This is a genomic window from Rhodococcus sp. B50 (assembly GCF_013602415.1).
GTDB lineage: Bacteria > Actinomycetota > Actinomycetes > Mycobacteriales > Mycobacteriaceae > Rhodococcus.
The window spans coordinates 1,980,665-2,002,462 of the sequence record NZ_WPAG02000002.1; the positions used below are offsets into that span (position 1 = coordinate 1,980,665).

Consider the following 21,798-nt stretch of genomic DNA (forward strand, 5'->3'; position numbering starts at 1 on the left):
GACAGGAGCACAACGACATGCGACGGACGCACCGGTTCACGCGACTGGTGGTGCCCGCACTGACCGTCGTCCTGCTGGCGGGATGCGCCCAGCAGATCGAAGGAACAGCGGTGTCGATCTACGACAACCCCTTTACCGTGGCGGGTCTGCCCGTCACCTCCGGGGCGTCGGGTCCGCGCAGCGGGGTGCCCGATGCGGACGTGGAGATCGAGAACACCGACGGCGGTCCCGTCGACGTCCTCGCCGGCAACGCGATCGCCGACATCGAGGAGTACTGGCGTCAGGAGTTCGCGTCCGTCGCCCGCGGCACCTTCCGCCCGGTGGAGACGATCGTGTCGTGGGATCCCTCCGAACGGCGGGGTCCGCGGTTCTGCGGCAAACCCACCTACGACTTCGTCAATGCGGCGTACTGCAGCGGCGGCGACGAGATCGGCTGGGACCGCACCTTCCTCATGCCGCAGCTCATCGACAGCTTCGGTCCGATGGCGGCGGTGACGGTCCTCGCCCACGAGTACGGGCATGCCGTTCAGCACACGGCGGGTCTGGTCGCCGAGGACGATCCCGGCATCGTGTTCGAGCAGCAGGCCGATTGTTTCGCCGGTGCGTTCATGCGGCACGTCGCGGAGGGCCGCGCGACGCACTTCCAGCTCGATACCTCGGACGGTCTCAACAACGTGCTCGCGTCGATGGTGCTTTTCCGCGACGTCGACCCGAACGATCCCGACTCGATCCACGGCTCCGCTTTCGAACGCGTGACGGCCGTGCAGATCGGTTTCACCGACGGGGCTGCCTCGTGTGCGCGTATCGACGCCGCCGAGGTCGAGTCGCGGCGGGCCGACCTGCCGCAGTACTACGACAGCGCGGACGACGGCGAGCTGCCGGTCACCGGCGAATCGGTCGAGATGATCTTCGAGTCGTTCCATCAGGTCTTCGACCTCGGTGCGCTGCCGCAACTCGATCTGTCGGGTGCCGACCTCGACTGCGCGGACGCCCAGGCCACCTCACCGGTGTCGTACTGCCCCGCGACGAACACCGTCGGCGTCGACATGGAAGCACTCTCGGAACGCGGGACGGCCGCCCCGTCGGGAAGTGGGTTCGATTCCGGTGTCCGCGGCGACTACAACGCCTACGTGCTCGTCGCGTCGCGCTACGCCCTCGCGGTGCAGAAGGAGGCGGGTCAGTCGCTCACCGAACCACGCACGGCACTGCGGGCCGCCTGCCTGTCCGGGGTGATCAGCGCGGCGCTGAGCCCGGACAGCACCGTCGCGTCGCATGTCGACCCCAGCCAGGTGCTGGTGTGGCTGTCTCCCGGCGACCTCGACGAGGCGGTCTCGGGCCTGCTCACCGATGGTCTCGCGGCGAGCGACGTCAACGGCAACACCGTGCCGAGCGGATTCGCCCGCGTGGACGCCTTCCGGACCGGGGTTCTCGGCGGCGAAGCGGCCTGCAGCGGGCGCTACCGCTGAGACGACACCGGCCGCCCACCCTGGGGGTGAGCGGCCGGTACGACTTGTACGACGGGTCGGTGAGGGATCAGTACAGCGCCATCGCGAGCTTGCGCCGCGACGCCACCACGACCGGGTCGGCGGCGTCGAACAACTCGAACAGTTCGAGGAGCCGGGTGCGTGCCGCGGTGCGTTCGTCCCCGGCGCTGCGACGTACGAACTCGATGAGACGACCGAACGCCGCCTCCGGTTGCTGCGCGAACAGTTCGGCGTCGGCCGCCGCGAACTGGGCTTCCAGATCGGTCGGCGCGGCGTCGGCCCGCTCGACCGCATCCTCCGGCAGCATGCTCGCGCGGGCCAGGAAACGCACCTGGCGCAGAGCGGCCTGAGCCTCGGTGTTGCCCGGCTCGGAATTGAGAACGAGCTGGTAGGCAGCCTCGGCGCCTTCGAAGTCGCCGTTCTCGAGCGCCTGCTCGGCAGCCTCGAAACGCGGATCGACGGGTTGTTCCTCCGGTTCGGCGCCGGGCGGGCCCGACAGCTTGCCGACGACCGCGTTCTGGATGGCATCGAGCCACTGACGCAGCGCGGGTTCGGGCTGGACGCCCTGGAAGTCGGCGAGCGGCTGCCCGGCGGCGATCGCGACGACCGTGGGCACCGACTGGACACCGAACGCCTGGGCGATGCGCGGGCTCGCGTCGACGTCGACCTTCGCGAGGACCCACGCACCGCCGGCCTCGTTCGCGAGCTTCTCGAGGACGGGTGAGAGCTGTTTGCACGGCTCACACCAGGTGGCCCACAGGTCGACGATCACAGGCACCTGCATCGAACGCTGCAGCACCTCGGTCTCGAACGTCGCTTCGGTGACGTCCACGATCGGGGCAAGGGCACCGGGCGCGGCGCCGTCGCCACCGGCCGGAGGCGGAGGCGGCGCGGTGGCCCTCTCCTTGAGCGGTGAGAGATCCACCGCGCCGGACATCGCCGCGGCGACGGCGGTAGAACGTGCTGGACGGGAACCGGGTCGAGTCACGTACACCAGTTTGTCACGAGTGACCGGAATCGTGCTGTGCGGTCCGGGGGTGCGCCCGCGAGGTCAGGCGGTGGCCGTGGCTTCCTCGCGGGTCGCGGGAGCGGACAGCTCTCCGAGACGCCCGGTGCGCACGGCCCAGCGCTCGAAGACGATGGTGCCGAAGGGCGGAACGCTCGAGACGAGCGCGAGGAAGGTGGTCTTCAGGTCCCACTTCAGCTGCAGAGCGGTGATCAGGGCGATGGCGACGAACGGGATGAACCCGGCGACACCGTGCACCATGCCGGGAATGGCGATCGCCTCTTCGTATCCGAGCACCCACTTGAAGAACATCGCGATCAGCAGGGCGAGCCAGGTCACGGCCTCCCAGATCGCGACGAGGCGGAAACGCTTCGCGGGCGTGGACAGGTCGAAGATGTTCGTCATGGGGCCCATTGTGCAGGAGCTTCTACGACGACCCGTAGTGCCGTGAGAGACATCACGGCCCCGACGCGACGCGCCGGGGCCGTGTTCGTGCTCTCGGGATACGTCAGGCCTTGGGCACCCGGACGATGAGGGCGTCGCCCTGGCCACCGCCACCGCACAGGGCGGCAGCACCGATGCCGCCACCGCGGCGCTTCAGCTCGAGCGCGAGGTGCAGCACGATGCGCGCGCCCGACATGCCGAGCGGGTGACCGAGCGCGATCGCACCGCCGTTGACGTTCACCTTCGCCGGATCGATACCGAGCTCGCGGGCCGAGACGATGCCGACGGCGGCGAACGCCTCGTTGATCTCGATCAGGTCGAGATCGGTCGGGTCGACGCCCTCGCGCTCGCAGGCCTTGGCGATCGCGCGCGCCGGCTGTGACTGCAGTGTCGAGTCCGGTCCGGCGACGACGCCGTGGCGGCCGATCTCGGCGATCCAGCTCAGCCCGAGTTCGGTGGCCTTGGCCTTGCTCATCACGACGACCGCGGCGGCACCGTCGGAGATCTGCGAGGCCGAACCGGCGGTGACGGTGCCGTCCTTCGAGAAGGCCGGACGCAGCGAGCCGAGCGATTCGGCGGTGGTCTCGGGGCGGATGCCCTCGTCGGCGGCGAAGACGATCGGGTCGCCCTTGCGCTGCTTGATCGACACCGGCACGACCTCGTCGTCGAACAACCCGTTCTTCCAGGCGCGGGCGGCGTTCTGATGCGAGGCGGCGGCGAAGGCGTCCTGCTCCTCGCGGGAGACGAAGCGGTCGCCGGAATTGGCCGACTCGGTGAGGTTGCCCATCGCCTGGTCGGTGAAGATGTCGTGCAGGCCGTCGTAGGCCATGTGGTCGCGCAGGGTCACGTCGCCGTACTTGAAGCCGGCGCGGGACTTCTCGAGCATGTGCGGAGCCTGGCTCATCGACTCCTGGCCGCCGGCGACGACGACGTCGAACTCGCCCGCGCGGATCAGTTGATCGGCCATCGCGATCGCGTTGATACCGGACAGACACACCTTGTTGATCGTCAGCGCCGGGACGTCCATCGGGATACCGGCGGCGACCGCCGCCTGACGGGCCGGGATCTGACCGGCACCGGCGGTGAGCACCTGACCCATGATCACGTATTCGACCTGTTCAGGAGCCACACCGGCGCGCTCGAGCGCACCGGAGATCGCCACGCCACCGAGATCCGAACCGGAGAAATCCTTGAGCGAACCCTGCAGACGCCCCATGGGCGTACGGGCTCCGGCGACGATGACAGAACTGCTCACGGGACATTCCTCCGGAAGATCGGCATGCGATAGGAAAACACCACCCGGGTATTCACCTGAATCCCGGTAGGAGTGCTCTCAACGGTACCGCTACCGTCTAGAGCATGACCGAGACCTCTCCCACATCCTCTCCGGCGGCGTCCGTTCTCGCTTCCGGGCTCGTCACCGCCATCGACCACGTCGGAATCGCAGTTCCCGATCTCGATGCCGCTCTCACCTGGTACGCCGAGAACCTCGGCCTCGTGTCCACCCACGAGGAAGTCAACGAGGAGCAGGGCGTGCGCGAGGCGATGCTCGCTGTTCCGGGGACCCCCGACGGGGCCACCATGATCCAGCTGCTCGCCCCGCTGAACGAGAACTCCACGATCGCGAAGTTCATCGACCGCAACGGCCCGGGCCTGCAGCAGCTCGCCTACCGCGTCTCCGACATCGAGGCGGTCTCCACGGCGCTGCGCGAGCGCGGCGTCCGGTTGCTGTACGACGCACCCCGTCGCGGCACCGCCGATTCACGCATCAACTTCCTGCACCCGAAGGATGCGGGCGGCGTCCTCGTCGAGCTCGTCGAGCCCGCAGCGCACCCCGCTCACTGACGGTCGTTCCGGTGCGCTCCCGAACACGGATGGGGCGGGAGCGCATCCGGGTCGTACCCGCGTCCAACGGGTAGATTGTCTCCATGGTCTTCGATCGTGATCGCGCACCCAGTCACCTGCCGTTCTCCATCGTGCGGAAGGGCTTCGACCGCGACGAGGTGACCAACTACTTCGCACGGTTCGAAGCCGAGCTGCGCGTGACCGCCACCGACCGCGACGCCGCCGCCGCGCAGGCCCGTGATCTGGCCCGTCAGCTCGAGAACGCCCGCAACGAGATCGACGAACTCCGCAAGGACGTCGACCGACTGTCGGTGCCTCCCACCACCGCCGAGGGTATGAGCGACCGCATTTCGCGGATGCTGCGTCTCGCCTCCGACGAGGCGTCGGAGCTGCGTGCCCGCGCCGAGGCCGACGCCGCCGAGATGATTTCGCTCGCGGAGCAGGAGGGCATCCGCCTGCGGGGCGACTACGAGAAGAAGCTCGCCGAACTCGAGGACACCCGTGTCGCGTTCGCGGCCGAGCACGAGCGGACGATGATCGCGGCGCGCGCGGAGGGCGAACGGATCGTCGCCGCGGCCCGCGCGGAGGCCGAGCGACTCGCGGCCGAAGCCGAGGCGAAGCGCGAGCAGGTGCAGCAGGATTTCGAGATCACGATGGCCGAACGCCGCACCAAGCTGCTCGGCGCCCTCGACGAACTCGAACGGACGAGCAAGGCCGAAGCCGAGCGTCGTCTCGAGGAGGCCACCCAGGAAGCCGAACGGCGACTCACCCAGGCCACCGAACAGTCCGAGCGGAAGGTGTCCAACGCGCGCGACCTCACCGAGGAACTCCGGGTGCTGCGCGGACGCATCCTCGGCCAGCTCGACGCGGTTCGCGAACAGCTCGACGACGTCCCCACCCTGCTCGCAGCGATCACCCGCGAAGGCGAGCTGCTCGACCGGGACATCTCCCTCGACGAACCCCGCACGACCGTGCTCGGCGCCGCGCGCGACACGAAGGTCCCGGACAGCGATGGTTCGACGGAGCCGTCACCCGCCGAGTCCGACACGGGTGACGCGAAGGCGGGCGGGGCGAAGACGGGCGGGGCGAAGACGGGCGGGGCGAAGACCGACAAGACCACGCCGTTGCCGCAGACCGACAGGACCGTGCGTATCCCGAACGCCGACGCCCCGCGGTCCGGCGACGACCGGGCCGAACGACCGGGTTCGAACTCGGCCGGCCAGTCGAGCACCGGCGCCCAAGGCGCCCCGCGTACGCCGAACGCCTCGGCGCCACATCGTTCGCCCACCGTCGGCGCCGGCGTGCAGGGCCGCTCCCCCGCGGTGGCCAGCAAGGTGCGCAACTGACGGTCGTCGATCTCCTTATGGGGGATTGACCTTCGAGTCGGTCGAAGCTCCATGATGGGCTGGTGACCGACCCGGAGATGATGTCGATCGGTGTGTTCGCCGAACTTGTCGGATTGACCGCGAGTGCATTGCGGTTCTACGACGACGCAGGCCTGCTACGCCCCGAGCAGGTCGATCCGTCGACCGGCTACCGGTTCTACAGCCGTTCCCAGGTCGACCGCGCCTGTCGTCTGCGCCAATTGCGCGAGATCGGGATGCCGTTGCCCGTCATCGGCGAGTTCTTCGCCGCCGACGTGAATGAGGCGACGCGACTGGTCGACGAACACATCGCCGGGATGACCACAGAGGCAGACAGGCTCCGACGGGCCGCCGAGACTCTCGGGGCGTCTCTCCATGCCGAATCATGCCTCGTGGTCTGTACAGTGCCGGGGCCGGTCCTCGCGGGCGCGGTCGATCAAGTCTCGAGCTCCACCGGTCACGACCCGGACATCCCCGTGCTGAACGGCGTGCACATGGAAGCCGAATCCGGTTGCGTGCGGTTGACCGCCACCGACCGGTATCGGCTCGCCACGCGGACGCTGGTGCCCACCGACACGACAGCCCGGTCCTGGACCGGCACGCTCGCCGGCGACGACCTGCGTGTCGTAACGTCCCGAATCCGTCGCAGTCCGGCGGTCACCGTCGAAGCGGACGCGCGGTCGGTCACCTTCCGCACGTCCGGCGGCGACGTCCTCCGCTGCCGTCTGCTCACCGAGCCGTTCCCCGACCACCGTCTCCTCATGCAATCGCTCCCGCCGGTGACGCAACGCGTCACTCTCGGCAAACAGCAGGTCGTCAGGGCTCTCGAGCAGCGGGCCCCGGAGACGGTCGGCCTGCGGACCGCCCCCGACCGGCCGGCCCTGGTGTTCCCCGAGGGGTACGAGATGCCGCTCGACGGCACGGCCACCGGACCGGACCTGACGATCTGGTTCGACCTGATCACGCTGTATCCGGCATGGAGTCACGCGCTCGGCGACGACCTGATGCTCGATCTGCGCGGCACCGATCTGCCCGTCACGGTGCGGTCGGCCGACAACGGTGATCTCACCACACTCGTCATGCCCCGCAGCGCCCCCTGAACACGGCACGAACTTGCCGGCCCTGCGAGTGCGAACCGGCTGGGACTAGGACCAGCGCCGGGTAGGACGGCGGGTTCCGCGTCCCGCCCAGCATCCGCTGTGCCAGTGCCGCCGGTCCTCCGCACCGCCGAGCGCATCGGTCGGCCAGGCGACGACGTGGGGCGTTCCCGGCGCGATCTCGTGATCGCATCCCGGGCACCGGTACGGCTTCGTGGCGCGCGAGCCCGGCACGGTGCGCACGGTGAAGCGCTCGCCCTCGGCTCCCGCAGGTCCGTTCTCGGAGCGCACCGTCGCCCCGAGATAGGTCGGGGACTCGCCGGACGCCCCGCCGCTCTTGCGGCCGGTGCGGGATCTGTTGCGGCGCGGCACGATCAGAACAATCTGAACTCGGTGCTCTCGGTGCCCCGCATCGCCTCGTAGTCGAGCACGAGGCAGCGGATGCCACGGTCGGTGGCCAGTGTTCGTGCCTGCGGCTTGATCTGCTGCGCCGCGAACACGCCGCTGACCGGAGCGAGCAGCGGATCCCGGTTGAGCAGTTCGAGATAACGGGTGAGCTGCTCCACACCGTCGATCTCCCCGCGACGCTTCACCTCCACAGCGACGGTCGCGCCGTCGGCGTCGCGGCACAGCAGGTCCACGGGCCCGATCGCCGTGGGGTATTCGCGCCGGATGAGGGTGAAACCCGTCCCGAGGGTCTCGACGTGCTCGGCGAGCAGTTCCTGCAGGTGTGCCTCGACACCGTCCTTGATCAGACCGGGATCGACGCCGAGTTCGTGGCTCGAGTCGTGGTCGATCTCTTCGAGAGTGATCCGGAGCTGCTCGCCTGCCTTGTTCGTGACCACCCACAGGGCCTCGGCGTCCTCGGCCGATTCCTCTTCGAGCCAGCAGGGTGGGCTCATCCAGTTCAGGGGCTTGTAGGCACGGTCGTCGGCGTGGACACTCACCGAACCGTCGGATTTGACGAGGAGGAGACGTCGGGCCGTCGGCAGATGAGCCGTCAGGCGTCCGATGTAGTCCACACGGCAACGGGCAATCACAAGACGCACACAGCCACCCTAGAGGATCGACTCGACTAGTCTCGAACGACCATGCCCGCACGCAGTCACCGTACGGCCCCACTCGGATCGGCGATCCTGGGAGAGCCTGCCGAACCGATCCGACGGCAACGCATCAGGATCCAGAGCCTGTTGACGTTCTCCCTGATCGGCACGCATCTCGTCGGTGCTCTCATCGTGGCCGCACTCATCAACGTCGTGATCCCGGGCCCGTCCGTGCTGACCTCCGACTTCCTCGTGATCACCGCGATCCTCGCCCCGGTCTACGTGGTCTCGGCCGTCGTGGTCGGCTCGGTCCTCGGCACCCGGGCGACGCTTCGCCGGCTGCGCTGGGCGCTGGAGGACCGCCTTCCCACCCCGGAGGAGCAACGGATCGCGCTGCGGATGCCCTGGCGCACCACCCTCCAGCAGGGAGCGCTGTGGTTCATCGGGCTGATCATGTTCACCGTCGGCTTCGGGATCATCGATCCACAGACCATCCCGAAGGTAGCGCTGACCATCACCCTGGCCGGTGTCACGGTGTGCGGATTCGCGTACATGTTCACCGATTTCGCGCTACGCCCTATCGCTGCGCGCGCACTCGAGGCCGGAACGCCGCGTCGTCCGCGCCTGGCCGGCACCACCGGACGGGTGATGCTCGCGTGGACCCTGGGCAGCGCGGTACCCGTCGTGGGCCTGCTGTTCATCGCGGTGTTCAGCTTCATCCGTCCCGTCACGCCCACGCGACTGGCGATCACGATCCTCGCCATCGGCGGGCTCGGCCTGTTCACCGGTTCGCTGCTGATGTTCCTCACCATCCGGTCGACCATCGCGCCGATCGAATCGGTGCGGGCCGGGATGCAACGCATCGCGTCGGGCGACTTCGACACCGCCGTCGTCGTCTACGACGGAACCGAACTCGGGCAACTGCAGACGGGATTCAACCGGATGGCCGAGGGCCTGCGCGAACGCGAGAAACTGCGCGACGTGTTCGGCAGACATGTCGGACGGGAGGTCGCGGCTGCGGCGCTCGCCAATCCGGGTGTGCTCGGCGGTGAGGAACGGGATGTCGCGGTGCTGTTCGTCGACATCGTCGGGTCCACCGCACTGGCCGCCAGCCGCCCACCGACCGAGGTGGTGGCCTTGCTCAACCGGTTCTTCGCGGTCGTCGTCGAAGAGGTGCACGCCGCCGAAGGCTTCGTCAACAAATTCGAGGGCGATGCGGCGCTCGCGATCTTCGGCGCGCCGGTCGCCCTCGACAACGCCGCCGGAGCCGCTCTCCGTGCCGCGAGACGGATGGCGCGACGCCTCGCGGACGAAGTGCCCGAGTGCCGTGCGGGCATCGGGGTCACGGCGGGTCGCGCGGTCGCCGGGAACATCGGCGCGCAGGAACGCTTCGAGTACACGGTGATCGGCGATCCGGTCAACGAAGCCGCACGACTGTCGGATCTCGCGAAGACCGTTCCCGGCTGTGTCGCGGCGTCGGCGCGCACCGTGCAGCTCGCACCCGACGAGGAACGTCCCCGGTGGGAGGAGGGCGAGGAGATCACCCTGCGCGGCCGTTCGGAGCCGACCCGGCTGGCGACTCCACGCGCAGACCGACATCCCTGCGCCTGACTACCCGGACGTCACTCCCCCGCCAGCACCGCGTCGAGGAACTTGCGCGTGCGTTCTTCCCGCGGACTGGTGAAGATGCGATCGGGTGGTCCCTCCTCCACGATGCGACCACGATCGAACATCAGCACGCGATCGGAGACGTCGCGGGCGAAGTGCATCTCGTGCGTCACGATCAGCATCGTGATGTCGGTCGTCTCCGCAATCGTCCGCAGCACGTCCAGCACGTCGGCCACGAGTTCGGGATCGAGAGCCGAGGTGACCTCGTCGAGCAGCAGAATCTCCGGATCCATGGCGAGGGCACGAGCGATGGCGACCCGTTGCTGCTGGCCACCCGACAGTTGCGTCGGATGGGCGCTCTCCTTGTCGGACAGGCCGACCATCGCGAGCAGTTCCCGCGCACGGTCGCGCGCGTCGGCCTTGCTACGGCCGAGCACGTGGACCGGGGCCTCGGTGAGGTTCTCCATGACATTCATGTTGGGGAACAGGTTGAACTGTTGGAACACCATCCCGATACTGCGACGCATCGATCGGAGGTAGCGCTCGGAGGCCGGGACGAGACGTGACCCCTTGCGTTCGTGGCCGAGCGGCTCGCCCTTCACCCACACAACGCCGTCGTCGATCCTCTCGAGGGTCATGAGCAGGCGCAGGATGGTCGTCTTGCCGGACCCGCTCGGACCGATCAACGTCACCCGCTCTCCTGGGGAGACGGTGAAGTCCAGATGGTCGAGGACCACGTGATCGCCGAATCTCTTGACGACCGAATCGAATCGGATCATGGCACCGTCGGACGTGGCGGCCGGCAGCGAGTCGCCGTCCGCGCCGGCTTCCTTATTCGTCTCAATAGGCAAGGCGACGCTCCAATCGGCGGACGAGCAACGATGTCGGGTAACTGGCGATGAGGAAGATCAGACCGGCCAGTGTGAGCGGCTCGAGATACTGGAAGTTGCGCGCACCGAACTGCTGGGCGGCCGTCACCATCTCCACGACGGAGATGGTGAACAGGAACGGGGTGTCCTTGAACAGCGACACCGCGTAGTTGCCCAGTGCGGGCACGACCCGGCGCACGGCCTGCGGGAGAATCACCGCGCGCCAGGTGCGCAGCGGCGACAGCGACAGCGCACGGCAAGCCTCCCACTGCCCCTTCGGCACCGCGTCGATGCCCGCCCGGTACACCTCGGCCATGTAGGTCGCATAGTGGATCCCCAGTACCGCGATGCCGATCTGCAGCGCACTGAACTGAGGAAGCAGGTAGTACACGAACAGCAACTGCACCACGAGCGGTGTCAGCCGGATGAACTGGACGACGGCGGACAACGCAGTCGCGAGAACCTTCGGCAGCGCGCGTCGCGCGACGGCCACGAGCAACCCGAGCACCGCGGCCACCACGAAACCGAGGACCGTGGCGAGCAGGGTGATCCGGAATCCCTCGAGCAGCACCGGTAGCGCGTCGGCCGCCCGTTCCCAACTCCAGTCGACATTCATGATCGCGCTCCCACCGGCTGGTCGAAGACCGGGGCGAGCCCGAAGATCTCACGCAGTGTCGGACCGGTCCCCAGGCGGCTCTTGGCGCGCACCTCGAGCGCGTTCATCAGCAGGGTCAGCACATAGCCGAGCACGAAGTACAACACCAGACCCACACCGAACGCGAAGATGGTGTCGCCGCTTCCCCGACGGAGTTGCTCGATCTGGAATGTGAGGTCCTGCAGCAGGATATAGCTCGCCAACGCCGTTCCCTTGAGCAGCTGGATGAGCAGATTCGTCAGCGGCGGGATCATCTCGGCCCATGCCTGGGGGAAGATCACCCGTCGCATGCGTTGCCAGTAGCCGAAATTCAGTGCGGTCGCTGCCTCGAGTTGTGGTGTGGGCACCGACGCGATCGCACCGCGCACCACCTCCGCACCGTAGGCACCGTAGTTGAGCGACAGCGCGAGGATCCCGCATACGATCGATTCGAGCCGGAACCCGAACAACGGCAGGACGTAGAAAAGCCAGAACAGCTGCACGAGAAGTGAAGTGCCACGGAAGAACTCGATGAACACCCGCGCACTACCACGCAGGGCGATGTTCTTCGCGCCTGCCGCCAGTCCGAGCGCGACGGCCAGCAGGAACGCGAAGACCGCACTCCCGACGGTTAATTCGACGGTGACGAGAAGGCCGTCGAACAGTTGCGGGAGGGAGTTCCACAGCAGTTCGATCTTGGAAGCGAAATCCATGACGACGCAGCCGAGTTCAGGAAATGCCCTCGCAGAGCATCTCGGTCGTCAGTTCCGGATCGGGCATCTCCGCCTCCGTGAAACCGAACTCGCCGACGATCGACAGGTACTTCTGCGGGTCGGACGTGATCTTGGCCAGTTCCTCGTTGTAGGCATCGCGCAGTTCGGTGTCCTCCTTACGGAACACCGTTCCGCCGGCACCCACCTGGGGAACACCGTCGATCTCCGCGACGAACGACTCGGTGACGTCGACGGGCGCGCCCTCGTTGTTCTTCTTCATCCAGTTGAGCGAAATGCCGGTCAGCGCGAAGACGTCCGCACGTCCGTTGACGACAGCATCCATCCCGTCCTGGGGAGACGCCACCTGCATCGCGTCGATTCCGAGCGAGGAGGCATAGTCGGCTTCGATGGCGCCGGTCATGACCGCCATCCGGACCCCGCTCTCGGCGATCGACTGCATATCGTCGAGCTGTTCCGGATTGCCCTGCGGGACCATGAGTGCGGTGGTGTAGTTGAACTCCGGTTCGCTGAACAAAGCCTGTTCGCATCGCTGCGGCAGAATCGACATACCGGCGCTGACGACGTCGAAGCGTCCTGCTTGCAGACCGGGGATGAGCGCACCGAAGTCCGTCGCCACACCCTCGACGTTGTCGATTCCGAGGTTCTTGAAGATCTCGCGGTGGAGTGCGACGGTCGCACCGGTGAGCTCGCCGTCCTGCATGAAGCTGTAGGGTGCCTCGCCGGCGAAACCGACGGTGACGGTGCCTTCCTCCCGGAGCTGGTCGAGGGTCGATCCCTCGCTGTCGGTCTCGACACTCGTACATCCTGTGACGGCCGCGCCGACGAGTCCCAGTCCCGCGATCACCGCCGTGAACCTGCCGGCGGTACCCGTAGTCGATCGATTCGTCATCGCCTCGCCCCTCCTCGTCGTCGACGAGAACGCCCCCGACAGGCGCTCACACGCCGAACCCGCACGAACCGTGCGATCGTGCATGAGCGGACGTTACCGACATAAGTAGGCATAGCCTGGAACAGAGCGTGTTTGTTACGAGGTCGTGATCCCCGGGAAGCAAGCAGCAACGATCGGGCGAACCGTACCCGAAAGTGCTTCGGGACGTGGAATCTTGCTCGAGAAACGCGAAAGGGGACCCACTGCTGTGGGTCCCCTTTCGGAACGGGTGTTCGGCGGTGTCCTACTCTCCCACACCCTGTCGAGTGCAGTACCATCGGCGCAGACAGGCTTAGCTTCCGGGTTCGGAATGGGACCGGGCGTTTCCCTGTCGCTATGGCCGCCGTAACTCTATGAAACAGTAACCACGCACCGAACCGGGTTCACCCCGCGGGGTGTTTCCGGTTCTGATGTGTGTGTTGTTTCAGATACCGCACAGTGGACGCGTAACATCTTCGTGGTAAGTCCTCGGCCTATTAGTACCGGTCACCTCCACCCATTGCTGGGCTTCCAGTTCCGGCCTATCAACCCGGTGGTCTGCCGGGGGCCTTACCCCCTCGAGGGGGTGAGAAACCTCATCTTGGAACAGGCTTCCCGCTTAGATGCTTTCAGCGGTTATCCCTTCCGAACGTAGCCAACCAGCCATGCCCCTGGCGGGACAACTGGCACACCAGAGGTTCGTCCGTCCCGGTCCTCTCGTACTAGGGACAGCCTTCCTCAAGTTTCTAACGCGCGCGGCGGATAGAGACCGAACTGTCTCACGACGTTCTAAACCCAGCTCGCGTGCCGCTTTAATGGGCGAACAGCCCAACCCTTGGGACCTACTCCAGCCCCAGGATGCGACGAGCCGACATCGAGGTGCCAAACCATCCCGTCGATATGGACTCTTGGGGAAGATCAGCCTGTTATCCCCGGGGTACCTTTTATCCGTTGAGCGACACCGCTTCCACATGCCGGTGCCGGATCACTAGTCCCGACTTTCGTCCCTGCTCGACCTGTCAGTCTCACAGTCAAGCTCCCTTGTGCACTTGCACTCGACACCTGATTGCCAACCAGGCTGAGGGAACCTTTGGGCGCCTCCGTTACATTTTGGGAGGCAACCGCCCCAGTTAAACTACCCACCAGGCACTGTCCCTGAACCAGATCATGGTCCGAGGTTAGAGGTCCAATACGATCAGAGTGGTATTTCAACAACGACTCCACCCATACTGGCGTATGAGCTTCACAGTCTCCCACCTATCCTACACAAACCGAACCGAACACCAATACCAAGCTATAGTGAAGGTCCCGGGGTCTTTTCGTCCTGCCGCGCGTAACGAGCATCTTTACTCGTAATGCAATTTCGCCGAGTCTGTGGTCGAGACAGCAGAGAAGTCGTTACGCCATTCGTGCAGGTCGGAACTTACCCGACAAGGAATTTCGCTACCTTAGGATGGTTATAGTTACCACCGCCGTTTACTGGGGCTTAAATTCTCAGCTTCGCCACCGAAATGGCTGACCGGTCCTCTTAACCTTCCAGCACCGGGCAGGCGTCAGTCCGTATACATCGTCTTACGACTTCGCACGGACCTGTGTTTTTAGTAAACAGTCGCTTCTCTCTGGTCTCTGCGACCACCCCCAGCTCACGGAGCAAGTCCGGTCACCGAGCGTGGTCCCCCTTCTCCCGAAGTTACGGGGGCATTTTGCCGAGTTCCTTAACCACAGTTCTCTCGATCGCCTCGGTATTCTCTACCTGACCACCTGTGTCGGTTTGGGGTACGGGCCGTGTACCAACTCACTAGAGGCTTTTCTCGGCAGCATAGGATCACTGAATTCCCCTCAACGGGTACGCATCACCTCTCAGGCTGTGTGAATGGCGGATTTGCCTACCATTCGCCCTACCGGCTTACACCAGGTATTCCATCACCTGGCCCAGCTACCTTCCTGCGTCACCCCATCGCTTGACTACTACAATCGGGGTCCCGTGCAGCCATCCCCCGAGCCCCCGAAGGGACACAGGAGACTTTTGGACGGTTAGCACAACTGATTCGCCATTGGGCGCGGATACACGGGTACGGGAATATCAACCCGTTGTCCATCGACTACGCCTGTCGGCCTCGCCTTAGGTCCCGACTCACCCTGGGCGGATTAACCTGGCCCAGGAACCCTTGGTCATCCGGCGGACGAGTTTCTCACTCGTCTTTCGCTACTCATGCCTGCATTCTCACTCGCATGGCCTCCACACCTGGATCACTCCGGCGCTTCCACGGCCACACGACGCTCCCCTACCCATCCACACCACTGCACAAGTTTCCGCAGAAACAAGTGGGTGTTGTGTGAATGCCGCGGCTTCGGCGGTGTACTTGAGCCCCGCTACATTGTCGGCGCAGAACCACTTGACCAGTGAGCTATTACGCACTCTTTCAAGGGTGGCTGCTTCTAAGCCAACCTCCTGGTTGTCTCAGCGATCCCACATCCTTTTCCACTTAGTACACGCTTAGGGGCCTTAGCCGGCGATCTGGGCTGTTTCCCTCTCGACTACGAAGCTTATCCCCCGCAGTCTCACTGCCGCGCTCTCACTCACCGGCATTCGGAGTTTGGCTGATTTCGGTAAGCTTGTGGGCCCCCTAGACCATCCAGTAGCTCTACCTCCGGTGAGAAACACGCGACGCTGCACCTAAATGCATTTCGGGGAGAACCAGCTATCACGGAGTTTGATTGGCCTTTCACCCCTACCCACAACTCATCCCCTCAGTTTTCAACCTAAGTGGGTTCGGGCCTCCACGACGTCTTACCGTCGCTTCACCCTGGCCATGGGTAGATCACTCCGCTTCGGGTCTAGAACATGCCACTACAGGTCGCCCTATTCGGACTCGCTTTCGCTACGGCTACCCCACACGGGTTAACCTCGCGACATGCCGCTAACTCGCAGGCTCATTCTTCAAAAGGCACGCCATCACCCACCACGAACTGAATCGTGCATCGGCTCTGACGGATTGTAAGCGCACGGTTTCAGGTACTATTTCACTCCCCTCCCGGGGTACTTTTCATCTTTCCCTCACGGTACTTGTCCGCTATCGGTCACCAGGGAGTATTCAGGCTTATCGGGTGGTCCCGACAGATTCACACCGGATTTCACGGGCCCGGTGCTACTCGGGTATTCGTATCGACAGTCGCCGTGTTTTCGTCTACGGGATTCTCACCCTCTACGACGGGCCGTTCCAGACCACTTCGACTAACACGACGATTTCTCACTGTCGGCCGGCATGGCAGCGCCGACACAACGAACCCCACAACCCCGAATACACAACCCCTGCCAGGTATCACATGTACTCGGTTTAGCCTCATCCGCTTTCGCTCGCCACTACTCACGGAATCACATGTTGTTTTCTCTTCCTGTGGGTACTGAGATGTTTCACTTCCCCACGTTCCCTCCACACACCCTATATATTCAGATGCGGGTAACACGACATCACTCGTGCTGGGTTTCCCCATTCGGAAATCCTCGGATCACAGCTCGGTTGACAGCTCCCCGAGGCATATCGCAGCCTCCCACGTCCTTCATCGGCTCCTGGTGCCAAGACATCCACCGTACGCTCATAAACACTTACAACAAAGATGCTCGCGTCCACTGTGCAGTTCTCAAACAACACACAACACCGAATACTCACCCCGCCGTTACAACGGAACTTTCTTCGACATCGTCGCTGAAAAAACACATCGCGTGTTCCCTCAGGACCCAACAGTGCACCGATATAACCACCGCGGAGAAGAACATGGCCTTCCCACATTGCGATGATGCTTGTCAGCGTTCCACCCATGAGCTTCTGCCGTTCCACCTGTGGGAACGAAACAGTCTCTGCCCGTGAGGAATTCACCTGTGTGAACCCTCGCCGGGAGAAGTGCTCCTTAGAAAGGAGGTGATCCAGCCGCACCTTCCGGTACGGCTACCTTGTTACGACTTCGTCCCAATCGCCGATCCCACCTTCGACGGCTCCCTCCCACGAGGGGTTAGGCCACCGGCTTCGGGTGTTACCGACTTTCATGACGTGACGGGCGGTGTGTACAAGGCCCGGGAACGTATTCACCGCAGCGTTGCTGATCTGCGATTACTAGCGACTCCGACTTCACGGGGTCGAGTTGCAGACCCCGATCCGAACTGAGACCGGCTTTAAGGGATTCGCTCCACCTCACGGTATCGCAGCCCTCTGTACCGACCATTGTAGCATGTGTGAAGCCCTGGACATAAGGGGCATGATGACTTGACGTCGTCCCCACCTTCCTCCGAGTTGACCCCGGCAGTCTCCTGCGAGTCCCCACCATCACGTGCTGGCAACACAGGACAAGGGTTGCGCTCGTTGCGGGACTTAACCCAACATCTCACGACACGAGCTGACGACAGCCATGCACCACCTGTCTACCGGCCACAAGGGAAACCACATCTCTGCGGTCGTCCGGTACATGTCAAACCCAGGTAAGGTTCTTCGCGTTGCATCGAATTAATCCACATGCTCCGCCGCTTGTGCGGGCCCCCGTCAATTCCTTTGAGTTTTAGCCTTGCGGCCGTACTCCCCAGGCGGGGCGCTTAATGCGTTGGCTACGGCACGGATCCCGTGGAAGGAAACCCACACCTAGCGCCCACCGTTTACGGCGTGGACTACCAGGGTATCTAATCCTGTTCGCTACCCACGCTTTCGCTCCTCAGCGTCAGTTACTGCCCAGAGACCCGCCTTCGCCACCGGTGTTCCTCCTGATATCTGCGCATTTCACCGCTACACCAGGAATTCCAGTCTCCCCTGCAGTACTCGAGTCTGCCCGTATCGCCTGCAAGCCCGCAGTTGAGCTGCGGGTTTTCACAGACGACGCGACAAACCGCCTACGAGCTCTTTACGCCCAGTAATTCCGGACAACGCTCGCACCCTACGTATTACCGCGGCTGCTGGCACGTAGTTGGCCGGTGCTTCTTCTGCAGGTACCGTCACTTGCGCTTCGTCCCTGCTGAAAGAGGTTTACAACCCGAAGGCCGTCATCCCTCACGCGGCGTCGCTGCATCAGGCTTGCGCCCATTGTGCAATATTCCCCACTGCTGCCTCCCGTAGGAGTCTGGGCCGTGTCTCAGTCCCAGTGTGGCCGGTCGCCCTCTCAGGCCGGCTACCCGTCGTCGCCTTGGTAGGCCATTACCCCACCAACAAGCTGATAGGCCGCGGGCTCATCCTGCACCGAAAAACTTTCCACCCCTCACCATGCAGCAAGAGGTCATATCCGGTATTAGACCCAGTTTCCCAGGCTTATCCCGAAGTGCAGGGCAGATCACCCACGTGTTACTCACCCGTTCGCCACTAATCCACCCAGCAAGCTGGGCTTCATCGTTCGACTTGCATGTGTTAAGCACGCCGCCAGCGTTCGTCCTGAGCCAGGATCAAACTCTCCGTTGAAGACTCACAATCACCCCCGAAAGGGCAATCAGTCAAAGACCAAAGAGTCAAATCACTAGCAAAAAACTCAAACTAGCAAAACACTGAACCACCGCAGACGGAAGAATGCGATGTCCAGCAACAACCACCGAACAAAATTCGATGGCCGCACCAAAAATTATTTGGCACTGACATTCATCGGCACACTGTTGAGTTCTCAAAGAACACGCACACACCATCGATCCCGAACCTTGCGGCCCGTTCACTCCGGGGTGAGAAGTTCCATCCGGAAGTCTTTTCAACTTCCGGGGCGGCCACCGACCTTACCAGAAGAATCGGAGACTCGTAAACAAGTTCAGGCGCCTTCGTCCAACCTCGTTGTCCCGTTCCTTTCGGCCCGGGTCGGTGTCCGTGTCGCTCTGACCTGGATTAAGTTACGCGAGGATCAACTGCTCGCCAAATCGCCTGGTCAGAGTGGGTGAACCTCAAGGAATCCCCAGGTCGGCGGGTCCGCAATCTGCCTGCCGGAACGAAATCCCCTCTCGTGACGCCCGACACAGGCCTCCGACCAGGGATCGTCGCCTAGCGGGACAGGAGCCGGCCTTCCTCGACACCCACCCGCTCGATGGTTCCGCCGAGTTCCTGGAGGATCTCGACGAACCGCGGATAACCACGATCGATGTGGTAGACGTCGTGCACTTCCGTGACCCCGTCGGCGCAGAGGCCGGCAAGTACGAGTCCGGCGCCCGCACGGATGTCCGACGCCCACACCGGAGCACTCGACAATTGCTCCACTCCCCGCACGACAGCGTGGTGTCCGTCGGTGCGGGCATCCGCTCCGAGACGCACCATCTCCTCGACGAACCGGAACCTGGCTTCGAAGACGTTCTCGGTGATCATCGACGTCCCGTCGGCGACTGCCGCCAATCCGATCGCCATGGGCTGCAGGTCGGTGGGGAATCCGGGGTACGGCAACGTCGCGAAGTTGACGGCACGGGGCCGCTCCTTCTGCACGACGTGGAATCCGTCGGCCAGCGGCGTGACCTCGGCACCGGCGCTGCGCAACTTGTCCAGCACCAACCCCAGGTGCTTCGGGTTCACCCCGCGGACGCTGAGGTCGCCTCGCGTCATCACTGACGCGATCCCCCACGTCGCCGCGACGATCCGATCGCCGATGCAGCGGTGCTCGGTGGGCCGGAGCGAGGCGACGCCCGAGACTCGGAGCGTCGTACTGCCCGCACCGGTGATCCGTGCGCCCATCCGGACGAGCATGGTGCACAGGTCGACGATCTCGGGTTCGCGGGCAGCATTGTCGATCGTCGTGTCGCCCTTGGCGAGGACCGCGGCCATCAGGATGTTCTCCGTCGCTCCCACCGAGGGGAACGCCAGGCGGATGGTGGCGCCGTGCAGATCGTCCGCTTCGGCAACGACGCATCCGTGTTCGATCGTCGAATGCGCGCCGAGCAGGCGCAGACCCGCCTGGTGCATGTCGAGGGGCCGAGAGCCGATGGCATCACCGCCGGGCAGAGCCACGATTGCCTTACGGCATCGGGCGACCAGCGGACCGAGCACGCAGACCGATGCCCGGAACTGGCGCACGGCCGCGAAGTCGGCGCGATACTCCGGTTCGGCAGGTGTCGTGATGCGGACCGCGTCGCCTTCGAGTTCGACCTCGCATCCGAGGCCGCGCAGGACGTCTGCCATCAGTGGCACGTCGAGGATGTCGGGGCAGTTGGTGATCGTGGTCGTGCCCTCGGCGAGCAGAGCTGCGGCCATCAACTTGAGGACACTGTTCTTGGCACCCCCGACGACGACGTCGCCGGAAAGGCGGTTCCCACCTGTGACAAGAAAGCGTTCACTCACAACGACACAGCGTAACGGCGTGTCCGCCGGAAGAGCAGAGCCGGTACCGTGACGCCCATGGCAGTCCACCTCACACGGATCTATACGCGCACCGGAGACGACGGAACGACGGGGCTCAGCGACTTCTCCCGCGTCTCGAAGAACGACCCTCGCCTGGTCGCCTACGCCGATTGCGACGAGACCAACGCGGCGATCGGTGTGGTCCTCGCATTGGGCGCGCTTCCGGAACGGCTCGTCGCGGTCCTCCGGCAGATCCAGAACGATCTCTTCGATGCCGGCGCCGATCTGTCGACCCCCGTGGTCGAGAACCCGAAGTACCCGCCGCTGCGCATCACGCAGCAGTACGTCGATCGGCTCGAGAGCTGGTGTGACGAGTTCAACGAAGAGCTGGAACCGCTCGATTCGTTCATTCTTCCGGGTGGCACCCCGGGGGCTGCTCTGCTGCACACCGCCAGGACGGTCGCGCGACGCGCGGAACGGTCGGCGTGGGCAGCGGTGGATGCGGCTCCGGACGACACGAACGTCTTGCCGGCGAAGTACCTGAACAGGCTCTCGGATCTTCTCTTCATCCTGTGCCGGATCGCGAACCCGGACGGGGACGTCCTGTGGAAGCCCGGAGCGGGGGCGTGAGGAAGTCCCTCTAGAGGGGGCGGCGGCGCTGCGACCGGCCGTCAGGCCTGGATTCGAGCCAGGACATGAAGGCCATCAAGGCGCCGCTGTCGAGCGCGATCTCGTACGAGCTGTCGCAGTCGACCACATCGAGGATCACGATGTCCTCGGTCATGATGTCGAATTCGCTGTTCTCCGGCGACCGGCGCGACCGCACGTCGATGCCCTGACGGGTCAGGCGCACGTCGGGTCCGGGCCGAAGGCTCGAGAGCTTGTAGAACGCGAGTGTCTCGTCGCCGTACCGGACGATTCCGTGCCTCCAGCCGGAACCCTCGTTCTGAGGCATCACTCGCAGGATCGCGGCGGTACCCCCGCCGCGCAGGGTGAAGAGGCGGTACAACAAAGCCGCGACGGAGACCGCGAGCAGCACCACAAGGATATTGAGAATCAGAAATCCAGGTGACACTGCTCGTCGGCTCCGTCGCGGCTTCTCGTTGTTCGACGATCAGGCTCGTTCGACAGCCCGCAGGCGGCCTCGGGCCGCTGCGATCTCCGACTCGTCACGATTCTCATCGCTCAGAGCCGACTTGGCTGCCTCGACGTCGATGTCCTCCACGCGATCGGCGGCTTCGGCGAGCACCGTCACCGTCGTCGCGGTCACCGAGAGGAATCCGCCATGGACGGCCATGACGATCCGCTCACCGTCCGCGGTCCTGACGGACACGACGCCACCCTCGACGAGCTGGCCGAGCACGGGCTCGTGACCGGGCATGATGCCGATCTCGCCCTCGGTGGTCTGGGCGGTGACGAGAGTCGCCGATCCGGACCACACACGCTCCTCGACGGCAACGATGTCCACGCTCATCTCAGCCACGGT

Annotated in this window: 18 protein-coding genes and 3 rRNA genes; 6 read left to right on the forward strand and 15 right to left on the reverse strand. The window is 64.6% G+C overall.

What is annotated here, in order from left to right; genetic code table 11:
- Window positions 1–17: 17 nt before the first annotated feature.
- A complete protein-coding gene (locus tag GON09_RS09465) occupies window positions 18–1,466 on the forward strand; it encodes a neutral zinc metallopeptidase (protein WP_213931573.1) in 1,449 nt (482 codons plus the stop codon).
- A gap of 67 nt (window positions 1,467–1,533) precedes the next feature.
- Here GON09_RS09465 and GON09_RS09470 read toward each other — a convergent pair whose 3' ends face one another.
- The 3 genes from GON09_RS09470 to GON09_RS09480 all read right to left on the reverse strand — a co-directional run bounded on the left by GON09_RS09470 (window position 1,534) and on the right by GON09_RS09480 (window position 4,189).
- Window positions 1,534–2,421, reverse strand: coding sequence for a tetratricopeptide repeat protein (locus tag GON09_RS09470; RefSeq protein ID WP_213934378.1), 888 nt, complete (start codon window positions 2,419–2,421; stop codon window positions 1,534–1,536).
- Between the two features lie 114 nt (window positions 2,422–2,535).
- A complete protein-coding gene (locus tag GON09_RS09475; protein ID WP_213931574.1) occupies window positions 2,536–2,895 on the reverse strand; it encodes a DUF3817 domain-containing protein in 360 nt (119 codons plus the stop codon).
- Between the two features lie 103 nt (window positions 2,896–2,998).
- The gene (locus GON09_RS09480; RefSeq protein ID WP_213931575.1) at window positions 2,999–4,189 is read right to left on the reverse strand and encodes an acetyl-CoA C-acetyltransferase; all 1,191 of its coding nucleotides are present in this window, start codon (window positions 4,187–4,189) and stop codon (window positions 2,999–3,001) included.
- Window positions 4,190–4,293: 104 nt separating this feature from the next.
- Between GON09_RS09480 and mce the strand changes: the two genes are divergently transcribed.
- The 3 genes from mce (at window position 4,294) to GON09_RS09495 (ending at window position 7,243) form a co-directional block, all read left to right on the forward strand.
- Window positions 4,294–4,779, forward strand: a complete 486-nt coding sequence (gene mce / locus GON09_RS09485) for a methylmalonyl-CoA epimerase (protein ID WP_213931576.1) — start codon at window positions 4,294–4,296, stop codon at window positions 4,777–4,779.
- An 83-nt stretch (window positions 4,780–4,862) separates the two neighbouring features.
- Entirely contained in the window at window positions 4,863–6,125 is a 1,263-nt protein-coding gene (locus GON09_RS09490; RefSeq protein WP_213931577.1) for a hypothetical protein, read from the forward strand.
- A 62-nt stretch (window positions 6,126–6,187) separates the two neighbouring features.
- Window positions 6,188–7,243: a MerR family transcriptional regulator gene (locus GON09_RS09495; RefSeq protein ID WP_213931578.1), complete on the forward strand. Its 1,056-nt coding sequence runs from the start codon at window positions 6,188–6,190 to the stop codon at window positions 7,241–7,243.
- Between the two features lie 45 nt (window positions 7,244–7,288).
- Here the strand turns inward: GON09_RS09495 and GON09_RS09500 are convergent, their stop codons facing one another.
- Both GON09_RS09500 and nucS read right to left on the reverse strand, forming a co-directional pair.
- Window positions 7,289–7,612, reverse strand: a complete 324-nt coding sequence (locus GON09_RS09500; protein ID WP_213931579.1) for an ATP/GTP-binding protein — start codon at window positions 7,610–7,612, stop codon at window positions 7,289–7,291.
- A 2-nt stretch (window positions 7,613–7,614) separates the two neighbouring features.
- Window positions 7,615–8,289 carry an endonuclease NucS gene (gene nucS / locus GON09_RS09505; protein WP_064063275.1) on the reverse strand — a complete coding sequence of 225 codons (675 nt, stop codon included), beginning with the start codon at window positions 8,287–8,289 and terminating at the stop codon, window positions 7,615–7,617.
- A 42-nt stretch (window positions 8,290–8,331) separates the two neighbouring features.
- On the opposite strand from nucS, the gene GON09_RS09510 reads away from it, so the two are divergent.
- Window positions 8,332–9,894, forward strand: coding sequence for an adenylate/guanylate cyclase domain-containing protein (locus GON09_RS09510; RefSeq protein WP_213931580.1), 1,563 nt, complete (start codon window positions 8,332–8,334; stop codon window positions 9,892–9,894).
- An 11-nt stretch (window positions 9,895–9,905) separates the two neighbouring features.
- Here GON09_RS09510 and ehuA read toward each other — a convergent pair whose 3' ends face one another.
- The 8 genes from ehuA to murA form a co-directional block, all read right to left on the reverse strand.
- The gene (gene ehuA / locus GON09_RS09515; RefSeq protein ID WP_213934379.1) at window positions 9,906–10,670 is read right to left on the reverse strand and encodes an ectoine/hydroxyectoine ABC transporter ATP-binding protein EhuA; all 765 of its coding nucleotides are present in this window, start codon (window positions 10,668–10,670) and stop codon (window positions 9,906–9,908) included.
- Between the two features lie 61 nt (window positions 10,671–10,731).
- On the reverse strand, window positions 10,732–11,376 hold the full coding sequence (gene ehuD, locus GON09_RS09520) for an ectoine/hydroxyectoine ABC transporter permease subunit EhuD (RefSeq protein ID WP_213931581.1): 645 nt from the start codon (window positions 11,374–11,376) through the stop codon (window positions 10,732–10,734).
- Window positions 11,373–12,107: an ectoine/hydroxyectoine ABC transporter permease subunit EhuC gene (ehuC, locus tag GON09_RS09525; protein ID WP_213931582.1), complete on the reverse strand. Its 735-nt coding sequence runs from the start codon at window positions 12,105–12,107 to the stop codon at window positions 11,373–11,375. Before ehuC ends, ehuD begins: the two co-directional genes overlap by 4 nt.
- A gap of 16 nt (window positions 12,108–12,123) precedes the next feature.
- Entirely contained in the window at window positions 12,124–13,017 is an 894-nt protein-coding gene (ehuB, locus tag GON09_RS09530; protein WP_213931583.1) for an ectoine/hydroxyectoine ABC transporter substrate-binding protein EhuB, read from the reverse strand.
- 270 nt (window positions 13,018–13,287) lie between these two features.
- Window positions 13,288–13,404 (reverse strand): 5S ribosomal RNA (gene rrf, locus GON09_RS09535).
- A gap of 108 nt (window positions 13,405–13,512) precedes the next feature.
- A 23S ribosomal RNA gene (locus tag GON09_RS09540) occupies window positions 13,513–16,648 on the reverse strand.
- A gap of 300 nt (window positions 16,649–16,948) precedes the next feature.
- Window positions 16,949–18,470 (reverse strand): 16S ribosomal RNA (locus GON09_RS09545).
- The 16S, 23S and 5S rRNA genes sit together here, the layout of an rRNA operon.
- A gap of 561 nt (window positions 18,471–19,031) precedes the next feature.
- On the reverse strand, window positions 19,032–20,312 hold the full coding sequence (gene murA / locus GON09_RS09550; protein WP_213931584.1) for a UDP-N-acetylglucosamine 1-carboxyvinyltransferase: 1,281 nt from the start codon (window positions 20,310–20,312) through the stop codon (window positions 19,032–19,034).
- 57 nt (window positions 20,313–20,369) lie between these two features.
- Here murA and GON09_RS09555 point away from each other — a divergent pair, with 57 nt between their 5' ends.
- On the forward strand, window positions 20,370–20,942 hold the full coding sequence (locus GON09_RS09555; RefSeq protein WP_213931585.1) for a cob(I)yrinic acid a,c-diamide adenosyltransferase: 573 nt from the start codon (window positions 20,370–20,372) through the stop codon (window positions 20,940–20,942).
- Between the two features lie 10 nt (window positions 20,943–20,952).
- Here GON09_RS09555 and GON09_RS09560 read toward each other — a convergent pair whose 3' ends face one another.
- Complete coding sequence (locus GON09_RS09560) at window positions 20,953–21,351, reverse strand: DUF2550 domain-containing protein (RefSeq protein WP_374195300.1); 399 nt, start codon at window positions 21,349–21,351, stop codon at window positions 20,953–20,955.
- A gap of 75 nt (window positions 21,352–21,426) precedes the next feature.
- Window positions 21,427–21,795, reverse strand: a complete 369-nt coding sequence (locus tag GON09_RS09565) for a F0F1 ATP synthase subunit epsilon (RefSeq protein ID WP_213931587.1) — start codon at window positions 21,793–21,795, stop codon at window positions 21,427–21,429.
- Window positions 21,796–21,798: the final 3 nt, after the last annotated feature.

Bases quoted from the DNA above. Each gene is read 5' to 3' on its own strand.
- ehuA (WP_213934379.1), bottom strand. From the start codon at position 10,670: ATGATCCGATTCGATTCGGTCGTCAAGAGATTCGGCGATCACGTGGTC.
- ehuC (WP_213931582.1), bottom strand. From the start codon at position 12,107: ATGGATTTCGCTTCCAAGATCGAACTGCTGTGGAACTCCCTCCCGCAA.
- ehuD (WP_213931581.1), bottom strand. From the start codon at position 11,376: ATGAATGTCGACTGGAGTTGGGAACGGGCGGCCGACGCGCTACCGGTG.
- GON09_RS09555 (WP_213931585.1), top strand. From the start codon at position 20,370: ATGGCAGTCCACCTCACACGGATCTATACGCGCACCGGAGACGACGGA.
- GON09_RS09490 (WP_213931577.1), top strand. From the start codon at position 4,863: ATGGTCTTCGATCGTGATCGCGCACCCAGTCACCTGCCGTTCTCCATC.
- GON09_RS09470 (WP_213934378.1), bottom strand. From the start codon at position 2,421: ATGTCCGGCGCGGTGGATCTCTCACCGCTCAAGGAGAGGGCCACCGCG.
- GON09_RS09475 (WP_213931574.1), bottom strand. From the start codon at position 2,895: ATGACGAACATCTTCGACCTGTCCACGCCCGCGAAGCGTTTCCGCCTC.
- mce (WP_213931576.1), top strand. From the start codon at position 4,294: ATGACCGAGACCTCTCCCACATCCTCTCCGGCGGCGTCCGTTCTCGCT.
- GON09_RS09465 (WP_213931573.1), top strand. From the start codon at position 18: ATGCGACGGACGCACCGGTTCACGCGACTGGTGGTGCCCGCACTGACC.
- GON09_RS09510 (WP_213931580.1), top strand. From the start codon at position 8,332: ATGCCCGCACGCAGTCACCGTACGGCCCCACTCGGATCGGCGATCCTG.
- ehuB (WP_213931583.1), bottom strand. From the start codon at position 13,017: ATGACGAATCGATCGACTACGGGTACCGCCGGCAGGTTCACGGCGGTG.